The organism is Paenibacillus etheri, assembly GCF_001012825.1.
In the GTDB taxonomy this organism is placed as follows: Bacteria; Bacillota; Bacilli; order Paenibacillales; family Paenibacillaceae; genus Paenibacillus_AQ; species Paenibacillus_AQ etheri.
Genome location: NZ_LCZJ02000023.1, coordinates 1 through 21746, shown reverse-complemented (window position 1 = coordinate 21746; position 21746 = coordinate 1). Strand labels below are relative to the sequence as shown.

The following is a 21746-nucleotide window of genomic DNA, read 5'->3' as shown; positions in this document are numbered from 1 at the left end:
AGCTAAGAGTCCTTCTCTTAATGAGAAGGACTCTTATTCTATAGTTCAGCCACTTGGCTGCTTATGGTTATTGTTTAGGACTTACAAGAATTTTAACTTGATTTTTTTCCTTCAAAAGCGCCTCGAACCCGTGTTCAATCACTTTGTTTAATTTGATTTTCTTAGTCACCAGTTTGTCCGCAGGGAAGTAACCTTGTTCCATGAGACTAATTACTGCTGGGAATACATCACGGTAACCGATGATGCCCGTCAAGTTGCGTTCCATCAACACGATGTTGTTTGGAGTAATCGTAGCATCTTTTTCAAAAATACTAACGATCATGATTTGTCCACTCAATTTAGTGGAATTTATTGCTTGTGTTAGAACGGGAGGGACACCTGTTACTTCAAAAGCAACATCCACGCCACCATCGGTGCGTTTTTGAATTTCTTCGACTACATTATATTGCTTAGGATCGATTACAATACCACCAAGTTCTTCAGCTTTACTCTTACGTTCTTCTGAGAGTTCAACGACATAGATTTCTGCTGCACCGGAAGCTTTCAATGCTTCAATTACAAGCAAGCCGATTGGGCCAGCGCCGAATACTACAGCTTTATCACCAACCTTCAATTGACTGGAACGAACAGCATGCAGAGCAACTGCAGAAGGTTCTACTAGAGCGCCTTGCTCATAAGACAAGCTATCAGGAATTTTGTGGACCATATGTTGGTCTGCTGCAACGTATTCTGAGAATCCACCGCCGCCTCCAGCCAAGCCTAGGAAGCCCATTTTTTCACAAAGATTGTATTTGCCTTGTCGACAAGCTACACATTCACCACATGCAAAAACTGGTTCAACGACAACTCGATCACCAACATTAAACTTGCTAACGCCTTGACCTACTTCAACGATTTGTCCAGAGAATTCATGTCCCATTACGACTGGCGCTTTTTCACCAGTAAGGGGATGATCTGTACCTTGGGGAATAAAAATAGGACCGGCTACATATTCGTGAAGGTCGCTGCCACAAATTCCGCACCATTCTATTTTGATTTTCACTTTTCCTTCAAGCGCTGCTGGTTCTGCAATCGTTTCTAACCGTAGATCTTTGACGTTATGCCATCTTAATGCTTGCATATCATTCATCTCCTAGATTAATTAATTGATTATAAATAGTGTTTTTCTCCTGGGAAAGAGGAAACGTTTCCGAGAACAAATATGTCACACAATTTTCATATTGTCAAATTTAAATACTAAAAAATTAATAACGAAAATTAGTGAAATATTTCACCTAAACTCAGCAATAGCAGGATTATTAGACTATATTGTACTTGCTATAAGTGCTTTTATAAGCACATTTATGTTATAATAAATACATTGGAAAAACGGCTTGAATGAGCCAAATAGATATCACAATAGATATGATTACGGAAACGATTCCGAAAATGAGGGGACTATCAGCGTGGCTAATAAAAACAAAGTAACCATAGAGGATGTGGCGAAACGAGCGGGAGTAGGTATTGCTACAGTTTCAAGAGCGATCAATAATTCGGAGGGAATTAGTTCCAAGACTAAGGCATTAGTGCTGCAAGTGATTGAGGAGATGGGTTTTACACCTAATACCTCTGCACAAAGTCTGAAGATTCGCCAAACGAAGCAAATTGCTCTGGCAGTTCCCGACATTCGAAATGCCATTATTCCAGATATCGCCTGGTCCGTGGAACAAGCAGCTAAACAGGACGGTTATCGGGTCATTCAGATTAATACTTCCGGAAATCCGCGGACAGAGCTCGAAACGATTCGTGAGATCAAGAAATTACATGTCGATGGACTCATTATCATGCCTCTTGCTTATCCAAAGACTATGGTAGAGCTAATTAATAAATCGAGTGTTCCTGTCTCCATCATTAACTACGGGAAACGCATTACAGAGAATGTGAAAGCCGATATCGTAAGCTTGTCACGTTTTGAGGGCCAGCTAATCATGGAACATCTAAGCAATATTGGTCGAACTAGAATTGCTTACGCAGGAGCTCAGAAGGATCTCATTGAGGATCGTTATCTTGCCTATCAGCAGGCGTTAAATCAAGTGGATATTTCTTTGGTTTATTTTGGAGAGGATTTCTCCTTGCAAACGGGGGTACAAGCTGCAGATTATTTCTATAGCCTGACCCATATGCCAGATGCAATATATGCTGTAAATGATATGGTCGCTATAGGGATTGTAAATCGGTTTAAAGAGTTAGGCGTTCGTGTTCCTGAGGATGTGGCAGTGGTAGGGGTGGATAATAACGCATTGACAACCATTACAAGTCCGCAGATAAGTTCGGTGTCAATCATGGGAAATGAAGTGGCCCGATTGGCTACTCAGCTTCTTTTGCAACGTATTCAGGATAATATTACGGGCGACTACCAAAGGGTGCAGCTTGATCCGCGTTTAATTGTGCGAGAGTCTAGTGTTTCAGTTAAACGTAGTCCAACAGGTTGAAAATCCTCTAAATCCTGTTAGACTTAATACTAAGTAAGTTGATAGGGTAATAAGAAATGAGGAGAATATTATGGCTAATATATATAAAAGCGTAACTGATTTGATTGGCAACACACCGTTATTGGAAATTTCGAGATATAGTAAATCTCAGAACGTTGAAGCAAAAATCCTTGCCAAGCTTGAGTCTTTTAATCCTGGAGGTAGCGTCAAGGATCGTATAGGTTATGCGATGATCAAAGATGCTGAGGATAAAGGCTTAATTCACAAAGATTCTGTAATTATTGAGCCAACAAGTGGCAATACCGGCATTGGCCTTGCAATGGCTGCGACTAGCCTTGGGTACCCGTTGATTATCGTACTTCCGGATACGTTCAGTATTGAACGCCGTAAGGTGATGGCTGCACTTGGTGCTCAGCTTGTATTAACACCTGGAGCTGAAGGGATGAGCGGTGCTCTGAAAAAGGCGGAGGAATTGGCAGCGGAGATTCCACATGCGTTCATTCCACAACAATTCAGCAACCCAGCAAATCCTGAAATTCACAGAACGACAACTGCAGAGGAAATTTGGCGGGATACTGATGGGAATGTAGATATTTTTATTGCGGGTGTTGGTTCTGGAGGCACCATATCTGGGGTTGGGGAAGCTTTGAAGGCTAAGAACCCTTCGGTACAGATCGTCGCTATCGAGCCGTTTGATTCACCGGTATTATCTGGTGGCCGGCCTAGTGCGCATGGAATTCAGGGGATTGGTGCTAACTTCATTCCGGAGATTTACAATAAAGAGGTTGTTGATGAGATTTTTCAGGTGAAGAATAAAGACGCATTTAATGTAGCACGTGAAATTGCCAAGACCGAGGGATTACTTGTAGGGATCTCGTCTGGCGCCGCGGTATATACAGCTACAGAAATTGCTAAACGTCCAGAGAATAAAGGGAAGACGATTGTTGTGATTTTGCCGGATACTGGTGAACGTTATTTAACAACTACTTTGTTTGATTTTAACGAATAGATTGAACCAACTTATGACTTGAATGTAAACCATCGGATGGGTGCAGACCCGGATCATTTTAATTGCTAGCACTGAAGTTAATACAAATTTGGAGGCTCAGCGGAATGCTGAGTCTTTTTGTGTATTTAGTAATTGAAGAGTGATCAATTTGGCCCCTTATTTTACCAATGGCTATGGTACAATATAGCATAAATCGTAGTAGTTCTAAAAAAGGAGTATGAAACGTGTGAATGTGTTCAAAAAAGTTAGAAATAATTATGTGATTTGGCATGCAAATCGTATTCAGTTACTGGATTTTCCTTCAAGCCCTGTCGTTAGAAAGAAAGTGGTTTTCTCGGGTAGAGTTCAAAATGTAGGATTCCGCTTGGAAATATATACGATTGCTGAAAGAATGAAATTAAAGGGTAGGGTAAAAAATTTAAAAGACGGAAGTGTAGAGGTAGAAGTACAAGGAGAAGAGCAGCAAATCTCTTTTCTAGTCCATTGCATGCAATCATTGAAACGGGCATCTGTAAAGAAAGTAACTATGAGTGATCTGCCTATTAATGAGTGTGAGAAAGATTTCATGATAGTAAAATAAGTACATATGGATTAGTAGAATTCTGAAGTAGATTATATTGCGTTAGGATTAGGAAGATAGAGGAGAAAAACATGAATAGATTAATTGGGACTAAAGTTTCTCAGTTCATTCTTCTGTTCATTTTAACTATAGCTTCTTTGCTTTCTCTGAATAATTGATGGCCGAAATGTCATTCTTCGCTGTGTAATATACAGAATAGAATAAAATGGAACTATTATCTGAGATGAGCGTAACCGATAAATAAAAGAGATTATGATAGCGCAGGAGGTACATATGAACTACAGAATTTTCAGAAAAATGCTTCTTACCACACTTGCCGCCCTGATGTTAAGTGTTTTGCTTTTTTCGGTTTTAACTTCAGCCAAAACAGCCGTACCTAAGCATACCGGGTCATTTTATGTGAATGATTTTGCAAATGTGATCGACGAGAAAGCTGAGAATTACATGGTGAACTATGGAATTCGATTACACCAGGATACAGGCGCTCAAGTCGTGGTGGTGACAGTTGATTCTACAAATGGAGTTTCGATGGAAGAGTATGCAACCTCGCTGTTTAATAGCTGGGGCGTAGGTTCCGCGGATAAGAATAACGGGCTTTTGCTGCTGCTTTCTATAAAAGATGATGACTACTGGGCGGTACAAGGTAAGGGTATTGAGGACACGTTGCCTAACAGTAAGATTAAAGATATTCTCTCTCAATATCTTGAGCCGGATTTTGCAGCTAAAACTTATAGTAACGGTGCACGTAAAACTTATGGCGCTTTTATTCAAGCCATGGGTGGGACCTGGGTGGAAAATGTCAGCACCAAAAACTATGTATCCGATAATGCCGGTGTACTCAAAAAAGTAACAAAGGATTATTTGAACGAATCTAGCAACAGATATAAAACTACAACTGGCAGCGGAATTTATGTGGTTACTGTAAAGAATGCAGGGGATAAAAAACTTCAGGATTATACCTACATGAAGTTTGCCTCCGTTGCTGCTGGCCCTAAGGATGTTATGCTCGTGCTAGACATTGGTGGAGAGAACTATCATGTTCTGCAAGGGAAGGACATCGACAAGGTTCTAACTAATGATGCGATCAGCAGTATTTTAGACACCGTACTTGAACCCCAATTTGTGAAAAAAGATTATGGAACTGGAGCTACGGCGACTTCCAATGCTTTGTACAGTTTCTTGTTGGCAAGAGCGGATCAATCCGTTGGAGCGACGGGAAATAGTGGAGGCACTACAGCCACTAATGCATCCTCAACAACCACTTCAGCAAAGGAGACTAGTGTTAGTGTAGGCAAAGGTCTTCTAATTTACATATTGATATTTGCTCCGCTCATACTGTTCGGATATGGTCTTTCACGACGCAATAAATATATTGAAATGTACGGTTTGCCAATAAATCCATATAGCCCAAGAAATATTCGTCGGTATGGGAATTGGTACGGTCAAGCGGATTACGGTTATGGTAGACGTTGGCACAGACGTTATTATAATCACCATCATAATCACCATCATAATCACCACCATCATCATAGAAACACACCATCCAATAACTCACAGTCAAGCTTCTGGGGGAACAGTGGTGGAGGTGGATCTACTAGAGGTGGAGGAGCCGGACGTTACTCCTCAAGCAACGAGAACCGTGGTGATGGAGGTTCCAGCAGTGGTGGAGGTGCAGGAAGACATTCTTCAAGTTCTTCCAGTAGCAGCAGCTACTCTAACAATGATAGAGGCTCTTCAGGTGGAGGCGGTTCTTCCGGCGGCGGTTCATCTGGCGGTGGAGGTAGCGCAAGCAGTGGTGGCGGAGCAGGGAGAAACAGATAGTTAATGGCTAGCAGGTTTCCGAATTATTGGAAACCTGCTCGTTTTGGTTTAGGAGGTTACTTATTTGTTTTAGGTTGTTACTTAATAGTAACTTTTCATAAAATGTATCGTCTATGATAAAGTTAGACATTTATTTTCAAATTCCGTAATAGTCAGGGAGGAAAAAGAAGTGAGCACTTCATCATTACCTCAACGTTCCACCGTACGCAAAAAGAAGCCAACAAAAAAACGTAAGAAACGGGGCTTTTTCCGAACACTATCCAAAGTGTTTCTATTCTGCTTAATTTTGTTGATTGCTGGAGGCGGTTGGTTTTACTTTGCACCTTCGGCTAAAAATCTGCGCTATTCAATCGCTGATACACTGATTACAACACAGCACCGTTACATGGCTAAATATATTATTGGCGAGGATGGATTAAAGGACAGAGTAACTGAATATAGCTCCCTATTTGAAGAGATGGGGGTCGAAAAGGATACACACACCATCACTCCTGAACCAGAAGTAAAAGAGAAACCACTGGTCGAGATAGAAAATGTATCAGGTACCGGATATTCCGGATATGTCATGATCGTTAATGATCCTACTAAAGTTCGTTTGGGAATTCCGGATAAAGTAGGGTCAGGTGAGAAAGTAACTAGCATGGTGAAGCGCACAGGTGCTATTGCGGGCGTTAACGGTGGTGGATTCGCTGATCCCAACTGGAAAGGTAACGGATTTAAGCCTATCGGTATTGTGATATCACAAGGTAAGTTATATTACAACGGCCTCGGTGGCAAGAAATCAACACAGATCGTAGGCCTTGATAAACAAGGGAAAATGGTTGCTGGAAATTATACTTTAGACGAGATTAGTAAAATGGGTGTTCAGGAGGCAGTAACTTTTAGCCCTCGTTTAATCGTCAATGGAAAAGGATTGATTAAGAACGCGGCTGAAGGTTGGGGAATTGCACCAAGAACAGCGATGGGCCAGCGAGCTGACGGGGCGATTATATTTGTTGTTATTGATGGAAGACAACCCACTTATAGTATTGGTGCTAATCTATATGATGTGCAACAAATCCTTCTTAAGCATGGCGCTGTAATTGCAGCGAATCTGGATGGAGGTTCTTCCACCGTGCTGGTAAAAGACAACGAGATTATGAACAAGCCATCCTCTCAATATGGAGAACGATATTTACCTACGGCTTTTCTTGTATTTGAGAACCCTGAGCAAGTCGATATGCCGAATATTTGGAAGGGACTTGACCCCTCCCAAATTGATGCTGCTAAGAAGCGTACACACTAAAGCACTCTTAATACGTAAATAAGAAAAGGATTGTCTTGGATTGCCATATGAAAATATGCTACGATATCACCTAGCATGATACAGAATACAGAACTAACAGGTCTGGAACAGGGGGAATAGGAGTGACGTTGCAACAACTCCGCTACGCTATCGAAATTGCAAATAGTGGCTCCATGAATGAGGCGGCAAAAAAGCTCTTTGTTTCTCAACCGAGCCTGTCCAATGCCATTAAAGAGTTAGAAGGTGAACTGGGGATTACGATCTTTGAGCGGACCAACCGTGGAATCAGTATTTCTGTTGAGGGGATGGAATTCCTGGGTTATGCCCGCCAAATTATTGAACAGACGGAGCTTATGGAGAATCGTTATACCGGGAAAAAGCGTAGTCCGGTCTATTTTTCCATCTCTACGCAGCATTACGCCTTTGTGGTTGACGCCTTTGTAAATCTCATGAAGCACAATGACGTCTCAGAATACAACTTTAGCTTGAGAGAGACGCAAACCTACGAGATCATCGAAGATGTACGTACCTTGCGCAGTGATTTAGGAATTCTTTATATTAACGAGAGTAACTATAAGCATATGAATAAACTGTTTAGTGATGGCAATCTGAAATTCACTCCACTCTTTAATACCGATCCACATCTGTATGTTCGAACCGGACATCCGCTTGCTCATAAGGAAGTCATTACACAGAATGATATTGTGCCGTTCCCTTATATCACTTTTGAACAGGGTGAGAACAATTCACTGCACTTCTCGGAGGAAATGTTAAGCTTTTCACAAATTGAGAAGAATATTAAGGTGAATGACCGGGCGACACTGACCAATTTATTAATGGGTACAGATTGTTATACGGTAGGTACTGGAATTCTGGCATCTGATCTCAATGGAGATGGACTGAAGACGATTCCTTTTGAGAGCAATGAAGTATTTACGGTTGGCTGGATAGCGCATAAAGATCGCAGACCGAGTGTAATGGCATCTAAGTATATCGAGATTTTGAATGACCTGGTTTCAGGAAGTTATTTTGATCTAAATCATTTTTTACTATAGCAGTAGGAGGATCGGTATGATTAGACCCGTAATTGGCACCCAGAGAAATGCTCCACCCTTTCGCTACGATATCGTTGGCAGCTTCTTACGAACGGATGAGATTAAAGCAGCCCGCCTCCAATATGACAATGGTGAAATCACGGGCAGTCAGCTTCATGAAATAGAGAATATTGAAATCACCAAGTTACTAGAACTGCAAAAAGAAGTGGGTTTATTTGCGGTCACAGACGGGGAATTTCGCCGTTCCTGGTGGCATCTCGATTTCTTTGTAGGGATTAAAGGGACGGAGAAGATAAACTTAAATCAAGGAAGAGCGGAAGCAGCTCAGCGCGCGGAATCTTTTCGAATCGTGGACCGAATTGCCTTTGAAGATCATCCGATGATTGAGCAATTTATCGCTCTGAAGCAAATGGCTGGAGACCGAATTCCAAAAATGACGATACCTTCACCCGCTTTATTTCACTTTGTGGAGGAGTTTAACGGGAATGAAGTTTATCCAGATCAGGAAACCCTATTACAAGATATTATTGCTGTTTACCGAACTGCAATCCAAGCGTTCTATGATGCAGGCTGCCGCTACCTCCAGTTAGATGATACAACTTGGGGAACGTTGTGTAGTGGTAGACATCGGGCACATTTACGAAGCAGAGGAACAGATCCAGATCAATTAGCTAAGGATTACGTCAGGCTGATCAATGAGAGTATTGCCAATCGTCCGGATGATATGACGATCGCGCTTCACGTATGCCGAGGTAATTTTCGCTCCACATGGTTCGCTGCTGGTGGTTATGAGCCTGTGGCCGAAGAGCTTTTTTCGAATACCAAAGTGAACGCTTTTTTCTTAGAGTATGATAATGAGCGGGCGGGCGATTTTGAACCCTTACGTTTTATTAAAGATCAATTTGTGGTATTGGGACTAGTAACTACGAAACATGGTGGTCTTGAGAGCAAAGAACAGCTTAAAGCGCGTATTGAAGAAGCGGCGCAATATGTAGATATTGAGAAGCTTTGCTTAAGTCCTCAATGTGGGTTTGCTTCAACCGAGGAAGGAAATATTCTAACCGAAGAAGAGCAGTGGGATAAAATACGTCTCGTGATTGAAACCGCCCAAGAGGTTTGGGTATAAATAAAATAAGTTTTTAGAAGACTCCTGACTGATTAAGGGGTCTTTTATGCGTGTATTGTGACAGCTTAGAGGATTAACCTACCAGCGCACTTTACTAGAGCTATTAATCAAGGGTATAATAAGTAACAATTGTTTTTAATTCATGTTGAAAGAGAGCGGGAACAATATGGGTCGTAAGTGGAATAATATTAAGGAAAAGAAAGCCTCCAAAGATGCCAACACAAGTCGCGTTTATGCAAAGTTTGGTGTTGAGATTTATGTAGCAGCCAAGAAAGGTGAACCCGATCCAGAAGCAAACCGGGCCTTGAAGGTTGTATTAGAACGTGCAAAAACTTACAATGTACCAAAAGCGATTATTGACCGCGCGATGGATAAAGCCAAAGGCAGCGGTGATGAGAATTATGAGGAGCTTCGTTACGAAGGATTTGGACCTAACGGTTCGATGATTATCGTCGATGCACTTACGAATAATGTTAATCGTACAGCGCCTTTAATCCGTTCCACATTCAGTAAGAATGGCGGGAATATGGGTGTCAGCGGATCTGTAGCCTACATGTTTGACTCAACGGCTGTTATTGGAATAGAAGGTAAAACTGCCGATGAAGTCATTGAGATGATGTTCGATGCAGAACTTGATGTACGTGATGTATTGGAAGAGGATGAAGCGGTTATCGTGTACGCTGAGCCTGATCAGTTCCATGCCGTACAAGAAGTATTCAAGAATGCAGGAATCACTGAATTTACTGTTGCTGAGCTTAACATGCTTCCACAGAACTATGTAACACTTCCTGAAGATGCACAAGTTCAGTTCGAGAAATTGATTGATGCCTTAGAAGATTTAGAAGATGTTCAACAAGTGTATCATAACGTAGATTCTGAGGATTAAGAATAACATAACTAGGCGATGGAGTTCGCCTCAACTGTCTCTTCAGACTAATGACTCCTACCAGAGTGTGCTTCACTGGTAGGAGTCTGTTTTGTTGCCAGAGACTAATTTATACTGACTTTGGGAGTTGCTGTTATGAATCAACGGTCTGCACGATGGTATGAATTCGCTAAGAAAAGAAGTCATTTTGCACTATGGAGTACATTTGTCAAATGGATTGTACTCGGAAGTGTGGTTGGACTCTTATCGGGAACTGCCTCGGCTTTCTTTCTGAAAAGCTTGGACTATGTAACAGATGAACGTTTAGAGCATCCATGGCTGCTTTATTTGCTACCTCTTGGGGGAGTACTTGTAAGTTTCTTATATATGCGTTACGGAAAAAACAGCGCTAAAGGAAATAACCTTATTTTAGAACAAATTCAAGATGGCAACGAGACCATTCCTTTACGGATGGCACCCTTAGTATTGTTCGGGACACTAGTAACTCATTTGTTTGGCGGATCTGCCGGGCGTGAGGGAACAGCTGTACAAATGGGAGGAAGCCTCGCGGAGTGGTTTGGAAAGCTGATCAAAATCAGCCCACTGGATCGCAAAATACTGTTAATGTGCGGGATTAGTGGAGGCTTTGGTTCTATTTTCGGAACACCGCTGGCCGGTACCTTATTTGGTCTAGAGGTAGCAACGATTGGAATCATTAGCCAACAGGCGTTACTTCCATGTTTTGTGGCCAGCTTTGTTGGTGATTTGGTCACCACTCGATTGTGGGGCGTTCATCATACTCACTATGTAGTGAACGAATTTCCAATCTTAAGTTTAATGATTATTCTAAAAGTGGTATTGGCCTCTGTAATTTTTGGTCTCGTGAGTATGCTTTTCAGTGAACTGACTCATTTTCTAAAAAGAACCTTCACCGTCATGATAAGCAATCCAATGATAAAAGGTGCAGTAGGTGGAATAATTATCATTGCCTTAGTATTCCTTGTAGGGTCCCGTGATTACTTAGGCCTCGGAATTCCATTAATCAAGGATTCTTTTGAGGGAGATGTTTCGCCGTTCGCTTTTTTATGGAAGCTAATCTTTACCGCCTTTACTTTAGGAACAGGATTTCAGGGCGGTGAGGTTACTCCGTTGTTTGCGATGGGTGCCACATTAGGCAATGCTTTGGCTGGAATATTACATGTGTATGGACCCTTTTTGGCTGCCCTCGGTTTTATTGCTGTCTTCTGTGGAGCTACAAGTACACCTATCGCTTGCTTTTTAATGGGGATCGAGCTGTTTGGTTCAGAGGGTGCAGTATACATGTTCATCGCTTGTGTGGTGAGTTATTTGTTCTCCGGACATAGTAGTATTTATACTTCACAGCTTATTGGTGTATCGAAGAGCCGGTTGATTTCAATTCCTCAAGGGACTAGGATAAGTAATGTTAAAAAAAGAAAATAAATTTGTTGGATTTTTGAAAATATAAGCACCTGACAGAGGATGGTTAGTTCGTAATACGAGCTGACCGCCTCTTTTTTTTGTTTCAAAAAACAAACCCTCCAATATACCACCAGCCTTTACTTCATTTGATATAGTGTAAACCTAATATCTGAAATGAGGTGGGGATATGGTTTTATCCGTAAAAGATCTCTCTGTACGATACGGAGATAAAATGGCTGTCCAGGATTTAAATTTTAATTTACACGAAGGTGAAGTGATAGGTTTATTAGGTGCAAATGGTGCTGGGAAGTCTTCGAGTATTGCCGCAATTCTTGGCATCGAAAAAAGTGAATTCCAAGAGCTTGTATTACTGGGGAAATCGCCAATAACAGAACGAAAGGAAGTGTTTCAAAAAGTTGGAGTGCAATTTCAAGACACAAATTTTCAAGATCGCCTAACCCTAGAAGAAGCTTGTATCCAATGGCGTGCTTTGTACAAAAAACCACAAGCTATCCAGCCCTTACTCCAAACCTTTGGATTACATGAAAAGAAAAAGCAGTTAGTGAAGTCGCTTTCTGGTGGTGAAAAGCAGCGGTTAGCTGTATTGTTGGCCCTTTTGCCCAATCCTCAGCTCGTCTTTCTAGATGAATTAACAACGGGTCTTGATACCAAGGCACGTAAAATACTGTGGAAACAGCTTTTAACTATGAAAGAAAAAGGACTATCGATTGTACTCACCTCTCATTACATGGACGAAGTAGAAGCTCTCTGCGATCATTTAATCATTTTAAGAGATGGGAAAACAGTCGCGTCTGGTTCCGTTCAGGAAATTATAAAGCTTAGTGGACAAGCAACGTTAGAGGATGCTTATTTATATTTTTCAGGTGAGGAGGAATGGGAATGAAATTATTTTGGACACTACTAAAGATAGAGGGTAAGCTTGTTTGGAAAGGCATGGATATACTAATATTCGGGATTATACTCCCGATCATTTTGGCGACTCTTTTTGGATATGTCATGAGTAAAGAAGTGTCAGCCAGTGGAGCATCCATGTTTGAAATCTCCTACCCTGCTGTCATTTGTATAGGGGTACTTGCGACAGGAGTGATGGGTGTACCTCTTACCATTGCTGACTATCGCCACCGAGGGATTTTAAAAAGATTCCAAGTAACACCCGTGTCCCCTTTACACATATTATTTGCACAAGTCGTTATTCAGTTATCTTCAGCACTTGTTTCATTTATTGGCGTAACTGCTGTATATACTTTATTATTTGATTACGAAATGGGCGGTTCATGGGGAGTCTTTCTCCTCAGTTATGCATTTGTAGTGTGTGCGATGTACAGTATTGGGATTCTTATCGGCAGTGTCGTTCCTGATCAAAAGTCTGCAAATTTATGGAGTTCAGTTGCCTACTTCACAATGCTTCTATTTTCGGGTGCGACGATTCCGTACGAGATTATGCCACAATTTTTCCAATGGTTAATGGATATTTTACCCCTTTCACATGGCATTCATTTACTAAAACAAGTTTCGATTGGTGAGCCTATTCAGCACTTATTTATAAGCATTATAATTCTTGGTTTATGTATATTGATTGGTTTAAGTGGCGCAATCAAATTTTTTAAATGGAAGTGAAGGAGGAGTATGGATGTATAGCACCAAAGAAATCGCGAGTCTTGTTAACGTACATCCCAATACCGTTCGCATTTATGAAGAGTGGAAGTATATTTCTCCAGTTCCTCGTGCAGTGAATGGATATCGAGTTTTTTCAGAGCTCCATTTATTTCAGCTTCAAATCGTAAGAACCGCTTTTCATTGTGAGATAATTCAAGGCCATAGCCGTGCAAAAGCACGTGCTATTGCTGAGGCTAGTGGTAAAAGAGATTTTAAGCGGGCATTTGAACTTGCTCATAACTATTTGGCTCATCTTGAACAAGAATATCAACTAGCTTTAGAAGCGGTTCTATTGGTTGAACAATGGCTCAGTGGCAAGGAGTCATTGCCTAATCAAACCTATACTCGGATTGAAATCACTCAGTTATTGAATTTATCGCCTGAGATCCTGCGTAACTGGGAAAGAAATGGTTTATTAACGGTTCCTAGACTACCGAATAATTATCGCATATACACTGAACAAGAATTAAATAGAATGAAGATTATTCGTACATTGCGAGCAGCTCACTATTCAATGAGTGCCATACTTCGGCTTCTTAATTCAGCTGGACAATTAAAGGAACTAAGCATTAAAGAAATACTAGATACGCCTGGAGAATACGAAGATATTGTTACAGTAACAGATCGTTTAATCTATTCTCTAGAAGAAGCGATAGATAAAGCAAAAGAGGTTATACAAATGTTGGAGTCTAAAAATAAAGAATGATTTCCCGCTCTAAGTTGACAAGTAACGGTATGCGTTTTAAACTGTTACCAAATGAAGGGATGGTTTAACATGATTCATGTAGAAACTGTAAAGTTATATACCAGAGGCTGCTCCGAACAAACGGATACAAACGATGAAACGTTGTCCGGAGCTTAATCAAAAGCGTTTTGCTTTTATATCATCGAATGATAGCGGGTCCGATTTAGCGTGAAATGTCATGCTTATTTGGTTATGCTATCTTTCGATGTTAATGATTAAGAGGCTGTAGACAATTTTCGTCTACAGCCTTTTGTGTTATATTGCTCAGTTTCTACACTGACATTTATTTGTTTGTGCCGTTCATTCGTGTACTGACAAGCAGAAGGCTTGCACCTAAGGGTGCAGTGTCTTCTGCTTTTTTTGCGTTACATTCATTTCAGAAAAGAGGAATAGGAAATGAGTTTACTTGAGGTTTCAAATTTATCACATGCCTTTGGAGATAAGGTTCTTTACAAGCATGTTTCTATGGAATTGTACAAAGGTGAGCATGTAGGCGTGGTTGGACAGAACGGAACGGGGAAGAGTACGTTAATTAGCATCTTGACGGGCGAAGTGATTCCGGATGATGGAATGATAAAGTGGCAGCCCAACATTACAATCGGTCATCTCGATCAATATGCTGCCATGGATGGAAACCGTACGGTTCATAATTATTTAAGACAGGCTTTCTCAGAATTATATAAACTAGAACGAAAAATGAATGAGCTTTATGAGGAATGCGCTGTAACTGGCAATGAGAAGTTATTGCAAAAGGCAGCAGACTACCAGGAACAATTAGAAGCGCTAGACTATTATTCGATGGAGAGCAACATTAGTAAAATGGTTACGGGTCTAGGGATTAACGCGATTGGAATCGACCGCCCCATAGAGCAGTTAAGTGGGGGGCAGCGGACTAAAGTCATACTGGCCAAGCTTTTACTTGAACAACCTGATGTGCTATTGCTCGACGAACCAACCAATTATCTGGATAAGGAACATGTTAACTGGCTCGCTGAATATCTGATTGCATTCAATCAAGCGTTCATTGTCGTATCTCACAACTATGCCTTTCTCGATAAAATATCCACTAGTATTTGTGATATTGAAGGGGAAACGATTAAAAAATACCATGGGAAATACTCGGAATTTGTGAAGCAGAAGGAACATTTACGAGAGAGTCATATCCGGCAATATCATGCACAGCAGAAAAAAATCGAAACTACTGAGCAATTCATTCGAAAAAACGGTGCAGGTGTCAATTCCAAAATTGCCCGTGGTCGCCAGAAACAGCTGGATAGGCTGGAACGAATCGCTGCTCCGACATTTGTCTCCAAAGCGTCTATTCGCTTTAAGGAGCTTCCGTGCACGTCACAAGTAGCGCTTAAAGTGGATCACTTAGTGGTTGGTTATGATAAACCTTTGTTGCCTAAATTGAGGTTCTCCATCCGTGGCGGTCAAAAGCTGGTGATTACGGGGTTCAATGGAATCGGGAAATCAACATTACTTAAAACGTTGGTTGGAGAGATCCAAGGAATTACCGGTAGGTTTCAGTTCGCAGAACAAGTCAAAGTCGGTTACTTCGAGCAAGATTTGACTTGGGAAGATGATACGATGACACCTATTCAGGTGATTTCAGCTTATGATCCCAAACTGACGGTAAAGGAAATACGTCGCCATCTGGCGCAGTGTGTGGTTAAAGATACCCTTGTAACACAGTCTGTCCGTACACTCAGCGGCGGTGAACAGTCTAAAGTTAAGTTGTGCCTTTTACTGCTCTCAGAATACAACTTCCTCATCATGGATGAGCCAACCAATCACTTAGATGCAGAAACGAAAGACGCTTTACAGAAAGCTTTAATCCAATTTAGCGGAACTGTGATTCTTGTTTCTCATGAAGAACAGTTTTACCAGGGATGGGTCGATCGTGTGTTTAACATTGGAGATGAAACCAGAAATAAGGGAGTTAAATAAGCTAATGCAAACCATATCTTTATTTGGATCTTCACTTGTTCAATATGCGATTGTTTGGTCCGTTAGTTAATAGCGTCCAAGTGGTTCACAAACAGAAAGAACCGATTTTCGAGTTTTAAATCTAGAAGAGGCAAGGGACACGGAACTTCGTGATCAATTCGTATATTTTGCACTTAAGCGCAATGGTTAGATAACAGTGTTGGGTCTTCAATACAATTGAAGATCTACTTTTTTTTGTATAAAGTGAGAGTTTTTCTGATAGGGATCGTCTATACAGTATCGTGCTTCAAGGAGGCTTAAGGGTGAAGGGACATGTACCGAAAGATGAAAAAGAGGATGAGAGGCAATGGATCCTAAACGTTCTGGAAGGGCATAAGGAAGATTATTCGTATCTTGTCAATCGATATAAGAATAAAATCTATGGCCTTTTGAGAGGGATGGGGGCCGATCACCAAGACGCGCAAGACATCACTCAGGAGACTTTTATAAAAGCTTATCGTAAGCTAGCCTCACATGATTTAGATAAAAACTTTGCGGCTTGGCTGTATACGATCGCGACTAATTTACTGAAGGATCTGTGGAAAAAAACTCGTACTACAGCGAGCTTACCGGACGATCTTACTGAACTTTCTCTTTCAGATAATCCAGAAGAAGAATTCATTCGATCGGAGCATCGCAGAGAGCTGCATCACCTAATGCAGAAGCTACCGCCTAATTATCGGACGGCTTTGTTGCTTCGTTACACTAATGATTTAAGCTATGAAGAAATGTGTACTCTCTTAGAGGTCCCTTTAAGCAAGATCCAAAATGACCTTTATCGTGCAAAGCAGCGATTGAAGCAAATCATGACACCCCAGGAGGTGAAGAGCGATGAAGTGCTTAAGTCCATTTGAGATAGAGCAATATATCCTAAGTACACCCACCTCCCGGCCATTGGAAGTAGTTGATCATATCGCTGCTTGTACCCATTGCAATTTAATCTATCATACACTATTAGAAGAACAAGAGGAGTGGTTGCAAGCGTTGTTTGAAGAGAAGTTGCCAGATTCTTTTACTGCTCAAGTTATGGATTCAATAGAATCTGTAGAACTTGAGAAAGTAACGGTACCCAACAGGAAGCGAAAAAATCCGAAGATACTTAAGACACTAAGAATAGCCATGGGAGCGGCTTTGTTACTTGTTGTTCTGAGTGCCGTGATTTTGTATTCCGTACCTTCGTTAGCAGAGGCTTTACGTTCTCTTTTCGTAAAAAATAATATGGACATAGGCCTTCTTCGAGCACAAGAATTTGGGTTAGTAGAACACCCTAATATTACGGTGAAGGATAAAGGCTATACGATCAAAATAGATGAAGCCGTAGCAGATCCTACTCGTCTGATTGTCGCTCTACAGTTGTTCGGGCCGGGTGGGAAGCATGACAGAGAACGCTTGGTTTTTGCTGATGGAAACCGCATAGAAGTTAAGGATGATCAAGGGAAGGTCGTAGGGGAATTATATGATATGGGGTTTACCAGCGATTTTTACTATATGATCGTTAATTTCCCGGAACCACTGCAAACCGATCAAATAACGATCGAAGGTCATATTACAGAATTGGGAAGTAAACGAAAAAATATCCCTACACTTGCAGGAGATTGGAATTTCAATTTTTCGATGGATATGACTGAAGCAAATAAACAAACGACCTCAACTCCACTGATGGGGAGCTACACCTCTCCGGATGGTTTAACAGTGACCTTGAAAAGATTAACGCATATGGTACAAGGTGTCCGTTTTGAATTTGATACGGAGTTAAGTGAAGAGGCATTGAGTCGTTCTCCTGGTGAACTATGGAAGCAGCAAGGGATGAAGTTCCATTTTGAGGATAACGCGGGAGAAGAGATTCACAGTGTTAATGCGAGAAAATTGCCGAGTAAGGATAGTGTAATGTCACGATCTTCGACACCCGGTGATAAACCTGGATTAATGCATTGGAGTTATACATTTAAATATTTACCCCAGGATACGCCATATACTTTTGTATTCGATGGGTATTTCATTCTAGAAAAGGATGGTTCGATGGTACAGTTTGAGTCATCCAAGTTGAAGGAACATCCAATCCCCTTTGCATTTGATGGGGATGAGCTGATGTTAAATGATTTTACAGTGGAATCACCACCAAATACCAACAGCTCCGAGAAGGAAGGTTCATTACATTTTAGCGGGAGATTGAGAAATGAATTTATGAACAGTGAGTGGATATTTAAGGATCTTGAGGGTAAAGAGTATCCTCTCTCAGGACAAGGAGCTTATTCTACTGATGGGTCCGGATGGAAAGATGGTTATATCGTAATCGTTGAATCGCAGTCAAATAACAAAAAGAATTTTTTTGAGTTCCGTGCTGCTGGCCTTACCAAGATCCCTGATCAGCTTCAATTAATACGCACGATAGTTAACCGATTGTATACCAATGTAGATTGGTCCGTTCCTATCATGGAGGTTAGCAAAAAATAGTAAAATCAATCCTTTAGCTTCCGGATTGTACAAGCAGAAAAGGAGGAATAAGCATCTCATATACTATCACAATCGAAAAGAGGTGGTAGTTTATGACTGCTGCAGAGAAGAGAAAAATTCAAAGAGCTTTGAATGCTTTGCGTAAGCAAAGAGTGGTTCTGAAGGAAAGTCTTAAAAGAATTGAAGCATTGCTTTGCAGATTGCCTATTGGCAGTCGTGAAAGATTTGAATTGTTAGCAGTAAGAGATTCAATCGTAGAAGCGCTCCGACTCAATGCTATTGCTATACGAAATTTAAAAGACGTTACTTGTGCTTGTTAATTCGTAAAGAGAATATATAAGTAAGTATAATTTCGGGTGAACCTAAGGGTTCACCCTCTTTTGGTCAAGACCCCATTTAGTAGACTCTCTTTCAACCCTCCCGATTCAAGATTTGTAACCACTTTTTTATGACATCCACCTCCAATTGCAAACGACGCAGTTCTCGTTCCTGCGCAGTCTCAATCCTTTGAGGATCTCCACGTCTATCCTCAAAGGCGGTTTGTCCATTGACCCGATACTTCCTCGCCCAGACTCTAACCCTATTCTTATCATGTATCTCTAAGCGTTCTGTAATCTTGCGATAGCACCATTCGATAAAAAGCCGAACGGCCTCCGCCTTTAGTGACTCAGGATAATGTTTAAACTATAGTCTTTATACCTTGGTGCGTAGCGATTACTTCAAGCTCACTTGCGACTTGATTTATTGGCTTCCGGGTGTCAATCTCAAAAGTTGCCTCGGAACGTAAGAGTGGCTCGACTGTCATAATGTAATTTATTATCTCTTCACGCTGTTCAGTAGTTTTTCCGTAATCGTTCGTCGTACGGGAAGCCACACGTTCAAGGATTACTTCCAGCGGAGCGCTTAACAGCACGATTGCATTGAATCGTGAATAAAATTTCCATTGATTTGATACAGTACCTGAAATGAATAGTGCACCTTGGTTATGTTCAGTAAGTAGTGTATCTATGCGATCCTCACGCCATACCTGACCGAAATCATCTAGATATTCGCTCCACCCATCGTAATCAGTGTCTATCGTTTGATGCCCTCTACGAGCCAATTCAGCGAGAACCGCAGATTTCCCCGTCCCTGACATTCCTGTAACCATAATAATTGCTTTAGATAATGTAGTTGAATTCATAATACTCATCGCCCCTCTTTTCCATTTAGAATAGTTTAATACAAAATCATACATGTTAGAGGGTTTTAGATAAAAAATTCCAGATATGAAGAAAGGCGGGGTGTTGATGTGTTATAACAATGTGTTGACACAAAAGTAGTTAGGGACCATACTATATATGGACAACAAAAATAAATGACATTGAGGCTATTCCCTTACTTGTACAATCCAAGCGTCAGATTGATCGCTATAACCTAGACATAGACGCACAGGCTATACTCGTCGCGTCTAGGCTAATGGCAGCGAGAGCCAAGTTTCACAATGGACAGACGAATAGTTAATAACAATTTAATTGAGAAAAAGGAGGGTTCCATCGTGAAAATAAGAGCGATAATTACAGGTGTTACGGGGATGGTTGGCGAGGGTGTATTACATGAAAGCCTGCAGCATCCTGATGTGGAACACGTTTTAGTGATTAACCGCAAACCATGCGGCGTTTCGCATCCCAAATTAACTGAAATCATCCACAAAGATTTTTTTGATTTATCTTCAATAAAATCTCAATTAAGTAACTATAATGCATGCTACTTTTGTTTGGGTGTAAGCTCTGTTGGTTTGAAGGAGGCAGAGTTTGCGCGCTTCTCGTATGATCTTACAATGCATGTGGCAGGCATACTTTCAAGCTTGAATCCAGATATGGTATTCTGCTATGTTTCCGGAATGGGGACGGATAGTACAGAACTAGGAAAAAGGATGTGGGCAAGAGTGGAGGGCAAGACAGAAAACCACCTCATGCAGCTGCCTTTCAAAAAAACGTATATGTTTCGCCCTGCCTACATCCATCCAATAAAGGGATTAAAAAATACGCATAAATCTTATTATGCATTGATGTGGCTATATCCTATTCTAAGAAGACTATTTCCAAACTTTACCGTGTCTTTAAAGGAGCTTGGTATTGCAATGATTCATACTGTTACAAAAGGATATGATAAATCAATTCTGGAGAGCAAGGATATCATTAAATTGGCTAGTTCCTAACTGGGTACTTTTGGCTGATCTCATCATCTAATTCATCTGAGCTCAATAATACAGCTATTTTATCCGGGTAATTATTCTCAATGTATCGCTCTCTTCAAGCACAAAGCGCATCCAGAATATGCGTAAGCGAGCGATCATACTCCGTTAAATGAGGAGGGGCTGAGCCTTATGTGTACTTAAATAAAGTTAGGCAGATAGAAAAACAACAAACTTCGTTCTACAATCACTAAAGACTAGGCTGGTGCAAAAACCAGAGTAGGATTAATCTCCCATGAGTGCTTACACAATGATGAGTAGGTGCTTCGTAGCCTGCTCTTTTTTATTAAACGGGCAGGATAGTTACAAATAATAACGAATGTTATAATGAGAAAAATAAGGAGGAGGAGATTTGATGACTGAGGATTTTTATTGCGATGAGGTGTTAAGTGGTCGTACTTCTGTAAAGAAAGTACTTGAAACTGATAACGTTCTTGCGTACCATCACACTCGCCCTTTTTATCCCGTTCACATTATTACAATTCTAAAGAAGCATATCTCATCTCTTTTAACACTAGATGAGAGTGACAATGCCCTCTTAATTGAGTTGATGGACGTTGTTAAAAAAGTAGCATCGAAAGTGCAGTCTGAGCATGGAGCTTGTAGAGTATTGACTAATTTAGGGAAATACCAAGACTCAAAGCATCTTCATTTTCATGTGTTTTATGGTGAACCAATACGCTAAATCATCTTATTCTTCGTTGTTGATCTAACGGGACACGCTAGCATTCCTGTAGAGCGTTAATTACGAGCTTTGCAAAAAGAAAAGCGCCTCGGTACGATGGGAGTACGCAACGGGTCAGCCCTTAAAATCCCATCATCCAGGAGGACGCTCTACTATGAAGTTTAAAGCCCAGGACAAACAAAATCAACTTATTGAAAAAATTACCCCTCACTCGTCGTCGGAATCGACATCGCACAGCTAACTCACGTCGCTCGTGCGGTGAATTTCCGCGGGATCGTCGTTGGCAATCCACTATCTTTCTCAAATGA

Annotated in this window: 20 protein-coding genes, 1 pseudogene and 1 riboswitch; of the genes and pseudogenes, 19 read left to right on the top strand and 2 right to left on the bottom strand. The window is 41.0% G+C overall.

The features are described from left to right. Positions 1–67: 67 nt before the first annotated feature. Positions 68–1120 (bottom strand): 2,3-butanediol dehydrogenase, encoded by a 1053-nt coding sequence (locus tag UQ64_RS13245; protein ID WP_060623943.1) that lies wholly within the window; start codon positions 1118–1120, stop codon positions 68–70. A 325-nt stretch (positions 1121–1445) separates the two neighbouring features. On the opposite strand from UQ64_RS13245, the gene UQ64_RS13240 reads away from it, so the two are divergent. The 16 genes from UQ64_RS13240 to UQ64_RS13165 all read left to right on the top strand — a co-directional run bounded on the left by UQ64_RS13240 (position 1446) and on the right by UQ64_RS13165 (position 18837). Beyond that, positions 1446–2471 carry a LacI family DNA-binding transcriptional regulator gene (locus tag UQ64_RS13240; protein ID WP_060623942.1) on the top strand — a complete coding sequence of 342 codons (1026 nt, stop codon included), beginning with the start codon at positions 1446–1448 and terminating at the stop codon, positions 2469–2471. Positions 2472–2541: 70 nt separating this feature from the next. After that, on the top strand, positions 2542–3480 hold the full coding sequence (gene cysK, locus UQ64_RS13235; RefSeq protein WP_060623941.1) for a cysteine synthase A: 939 nt from the start codon (positions 2542–2544) through the stop codon (positions 3478–3480). A gap of 226 nt (positions 3481–3706) precedes the next feature. After that, the gene (locus tag UQ64_RS13230) at positions 3707–4060 is read left to right on the top strand and encodes an acylphosphatase (RefSeq protein WP_060623940.1); all 354 of its coding nucleotides are present in this window, start codon (positions 3707–3709) and stop codon (positions 4058–4060) included. Positions 4061–4333: 273 nt separating this feature from the next. Then, a complete protein-coding gene (locus UQ64_RS13225) occupies positions 4334–5881 on the top strand; it encodes a TPM domain-containing protein (RefSeq protein ID WP_060623939.1) in 1548 nt (515 codons plus the stop codon). Between the two features lie 169 nt (positions 5882–6050). Further along, the gene (locus tag UQ64_RS13220; RefSeq protein WP_060623938.1) at positions 6051–7166 is read left to right on the top strand and encodes a phosphodiester glycosidase family protein; all 1116 of its coding nucleotides are present in this window, start codon (positions 6051–6053) and stop codon (positions 7164–7166) included. Between the two features lie 122 nt (positions 7167–7288). Further along, positions 7289–8221: a LysR family transcriptional regulator gene (locus UQ64_RS13215; protein ID WP_060623937.1), complete on the top strand. Its 933-nt coding sequence runs from the start codon at positions 7289–7291 to the stop codon at positions 8219–8221. A 16-nt stretch (positions 8222–8237) separates the two neighbouring features. Further along, complete coding sequence (locus UQ64_RS13210) at positions 8238–9347, top strand: 5-methyltetrahydropteroyltriglutamate--homocysteine S-methyltransferase (RefSeq protein ID WP_060623936.1); 1110 nt, start codon at positions 8238–8240, stop codon at positions 9345–9347. A 166-nt stretch (positions 9348–9513) separates the two neighbouring features. After that, on the top strand, positions 9514–10233 hold the full coding sequence (locus tag UQ64_RS13205) for a YebC/PmpR family DNA-binding transcriptional regulator (RefSeq protein WP_060623935.1): 720 nt from the start codon (positions 9514–9516) through the stop codon (positions 10231–10233). A 5-nt stretch (positions 10234–10238) separates the two neighbouring features. Continuing rightward, positions 10239–10300: riboswitch (Fluoride riboswitch) on the top strand. 68 nt (positions 10301–10368) lie between these two features. Then, on the top strand, positions 10369–11673 hold the full coding sequence (locus UQ64_RS13200; RefSeq protein ID WP_060623934.1) for a voltage-gated chloride channel family protein: 1305 nt from the start codon (positions 10369–10371) through the stop codon (positions 11671–11673). 166 nt (positions 11674–11839) lie between these two features. After that, on the top strand, positions 11840–12556 hold the full coding sequence (locus UQ64_RS13195) for an ABC transporter ATP-binding protein (RefSeq protein ID WP_060623933.1): 717 nt from the start codon (positions 11840–11842) through the stop codon (positions 12554–12556). Continuing rightward, positions 12553–13290, top strand: coding sequence for an ABC transporter permease (locus UQ64_RS13190; RefSeq protein ID WP_060623932.1), 738 nt, complete (start codon positions 12553–12555; stop codon positions 13288–13290). The genes UQ64_RS13195 and UQ64_RS13190 overlap by 4 nt, the downstream gene beginning before the upstream one ends. A gap of 13 nt (positions 13291–13303) precedes the next feature. Continuing rightward, positions 13304–14035, top strand: coding sequence for a MerR family transcriptional regulator (locus UQ64_RS13185; RefSeq protein ID WP_060623931.1), 732 nt, complete (start codon positions 13304–13306; stop codon positions 14033–14035). A 435-nt stretch (positions 14036–14470) separates the two neighbouring features. Beyond that, the gene (locus UQ64_RS13180) at positions 14471–16024 is read left to right on the top strand and encodes an ABC-F family ATP-binding cassette domain-containing protein (protein ID WP_060623930.1); all 1554 of its coding nucleotides are present in this window, start codon (positions 14471–14473) and stop codon (positions 16022–16024) included. 302 nt (positions 16025–16326) lie between these two features. Further along, complete coding sequence (locus UQ64_RS13175) at positions 16327–16917, top strand: RNA polymerase sigma factor (RefSeq protein WP_060623929.1); 591 nt, start codon at positions 16327–16329, stop codon at positions 16915–16917. Further along, on the top strand, positions 16895–18517 hold the full coding sequence (locus UQ64_RS13170) for a DUF4179 domain-containing protein (RefSeq protein WP_060623928.1): 1623 nt from the start codon (positions 16895–16897) through the stop codon (positions 18515–18517). The genes UQ64_RS13175 and UQ64_RS13170 overlap by 23 nt, the downstream gene beginning before the upstream one ends. A gap of 92 nt (positions 18518–18609) precedes the next feature. Then, a complete protein-coding gene (locus UQ64_RS13165) occupies positions 18610–18837 on the top strand; it encodes a hypothetical protein (RefSeq protein WP_060623927.1) in 228 nt (75 codons plus the stop codon). A gap of 359 nt (positions 18838–19196) precedes the next feature. On the opposite strand, the gene UQ64_RS13160 is transcribed toward UQ64_RS13165, so the two are convergent. Continuing rightward, positions 19197–19700: an AAA family ATPase gene (locus tag UQ64_RS13160; RefSeq protein ID WP_209445787.1), complete on the bottom strand. Its 504-nt coding sequence runs from the start codon at positions 19698–19700 to the stop codon at positions 19197–19199. A 354-nt stretch (positions 19701–20054) separates the two neighbouring features. Between UQ64_RS13160 and UQ64_RS13155 the strand changes: the two genes are divergently transcribed. The 3 genes and pseudogenes from UQ64_RS13155 to UQ64_RS32110 form a co-directional block, all read left to right on the top strand. Further along, the gene (locus UQ64_RS13155; RefSeq protein WP_060623926.1) at positions 20055–20717 is read left to right on the top strand and encodes an NAD-dependent epimerase/dehydratase family protein; all 663 of its coding nucleotides are present in this window, start codon (positions 20055–20057) and stop codon (positions 20715–20717) included. A gap of 391 nt (positions 20718–21108) precedes the next feature. Then, complete coding sequence (locus UQ64_RS13150) at positions 21109–21438, top strand: HIT domain-containing protein (RefSeq protein WP_060623925.1); 330 nt, start codon at positions 21109–21111, stop codon at positions 21436–21438. A gap of 154 nt (positions 21439–21592) precedes the next feature. Beyond that, positions 21593–21746, top strand: a pseudogene (locus UQ64_RS32110) (IS110 family RNA-guided transposase); the annotation flags it as partial.

Excerpts from the sequence above, each read along its gene's own strand:
- UQ64_RS13245 (WP_060623943.1), bottom strand. The coding sequence starts at position 1,120 with ATGCAAGCATTAAGATGGCATAACGTCAAAGATCTACGGTTAGAAACG.
- cysK (WP_060623941.1), top strand. The coding sequence starts at position 2,542 with ATGGCTAATATATATAAAAGCGTAACTGATTTGATTGGCAACACACCG.
- UQ64_RS13225 (WP_060623939.1), top strand. The coding sequence starts at position 4,334 with ATGAACTACAGAATTTTCAGAAAAATGCTTCTTACCACACTTGCCGCC.
- UQ64_RS13210 (WP_060623936.1), top strand. The coding sequence starts at position 8,238 with ATGATTAGACCCGTAATTGGCACCCAGAGAAATGCTCCACCCTTTCGC.
- UQ64_RS13205 (WP_060623935.1), top strand. The coding sequence starts at position 9,514 with ATGGGTCGTAAGTGGAATAATATTAAGGAAAAGAAAGCCTCCAAAGAT.
- UQ64_RS13200 (WP_060623934.1), top strand. The coding sequence starts at position 10,369 with ATGAATCAACGGTCTGCACGATGGTATGAATTCGCTAAGAAAAGAAGT.
- UQ64_RS13195 (WP_060623933.1), top strand. The coding sequence starts at position 11,840 with ATGGTTTTATCCGTAAAAGATCTCTCTGTACGATACGGAGATAAAATG.
- UQ64_RS13190 (WP_060623932.1), top strand. The coding sequence starts at position 12,553 with ATGAAATTATTTTGGACACTACTAAAGATAGAGGGTAAGCTTGTTTGG.
- UQ64_RS13185 (WP_060623931.1), top strand. The coding sequence starts at position 13,304 with ATGTATAGCACCAAAGAAATCGCGAGTCTTGTTAACGTACATCCCAAT.
- UQ64_RS13180 (WP_060623930.1), top strand. The coding sequence starts at position 14,471 with ATGAGTTTACTTGAGGTTTCAAATTTATCACATGCCTTTGGAGATAAG.
- UQ64_RS13170 (WP_060623928.1), top strand. The coding sequence starts at position 16,895 with ATGAAGTGCTTAAGTCCATTTGAGATAGAGCAATATATCCTAAGTACA.
- UQ64_RS13165 (WP_060623927.1), top strand. The coding sequence starts at position 18,610 with ATGACTGCTGCAGAGAAGAGAAAAATTCAAAGAGCTTTGAATGCTTTG.
- UQ64_RS13160 (WP_209445787.1), bottom strand. The coding sequence starts at position 19,700 with ATGAATTCAACTACATTATCTAAAGCAATTATTATGGTTACAGGAATG.
- UQ64_RS13150 (WP_060623925.1), top strand. The coding sequence starts at position 21,109 with ATGACTGAGGATTTTTATTGCGATGAGGTGTTAAGTGGTCGTACTTCT.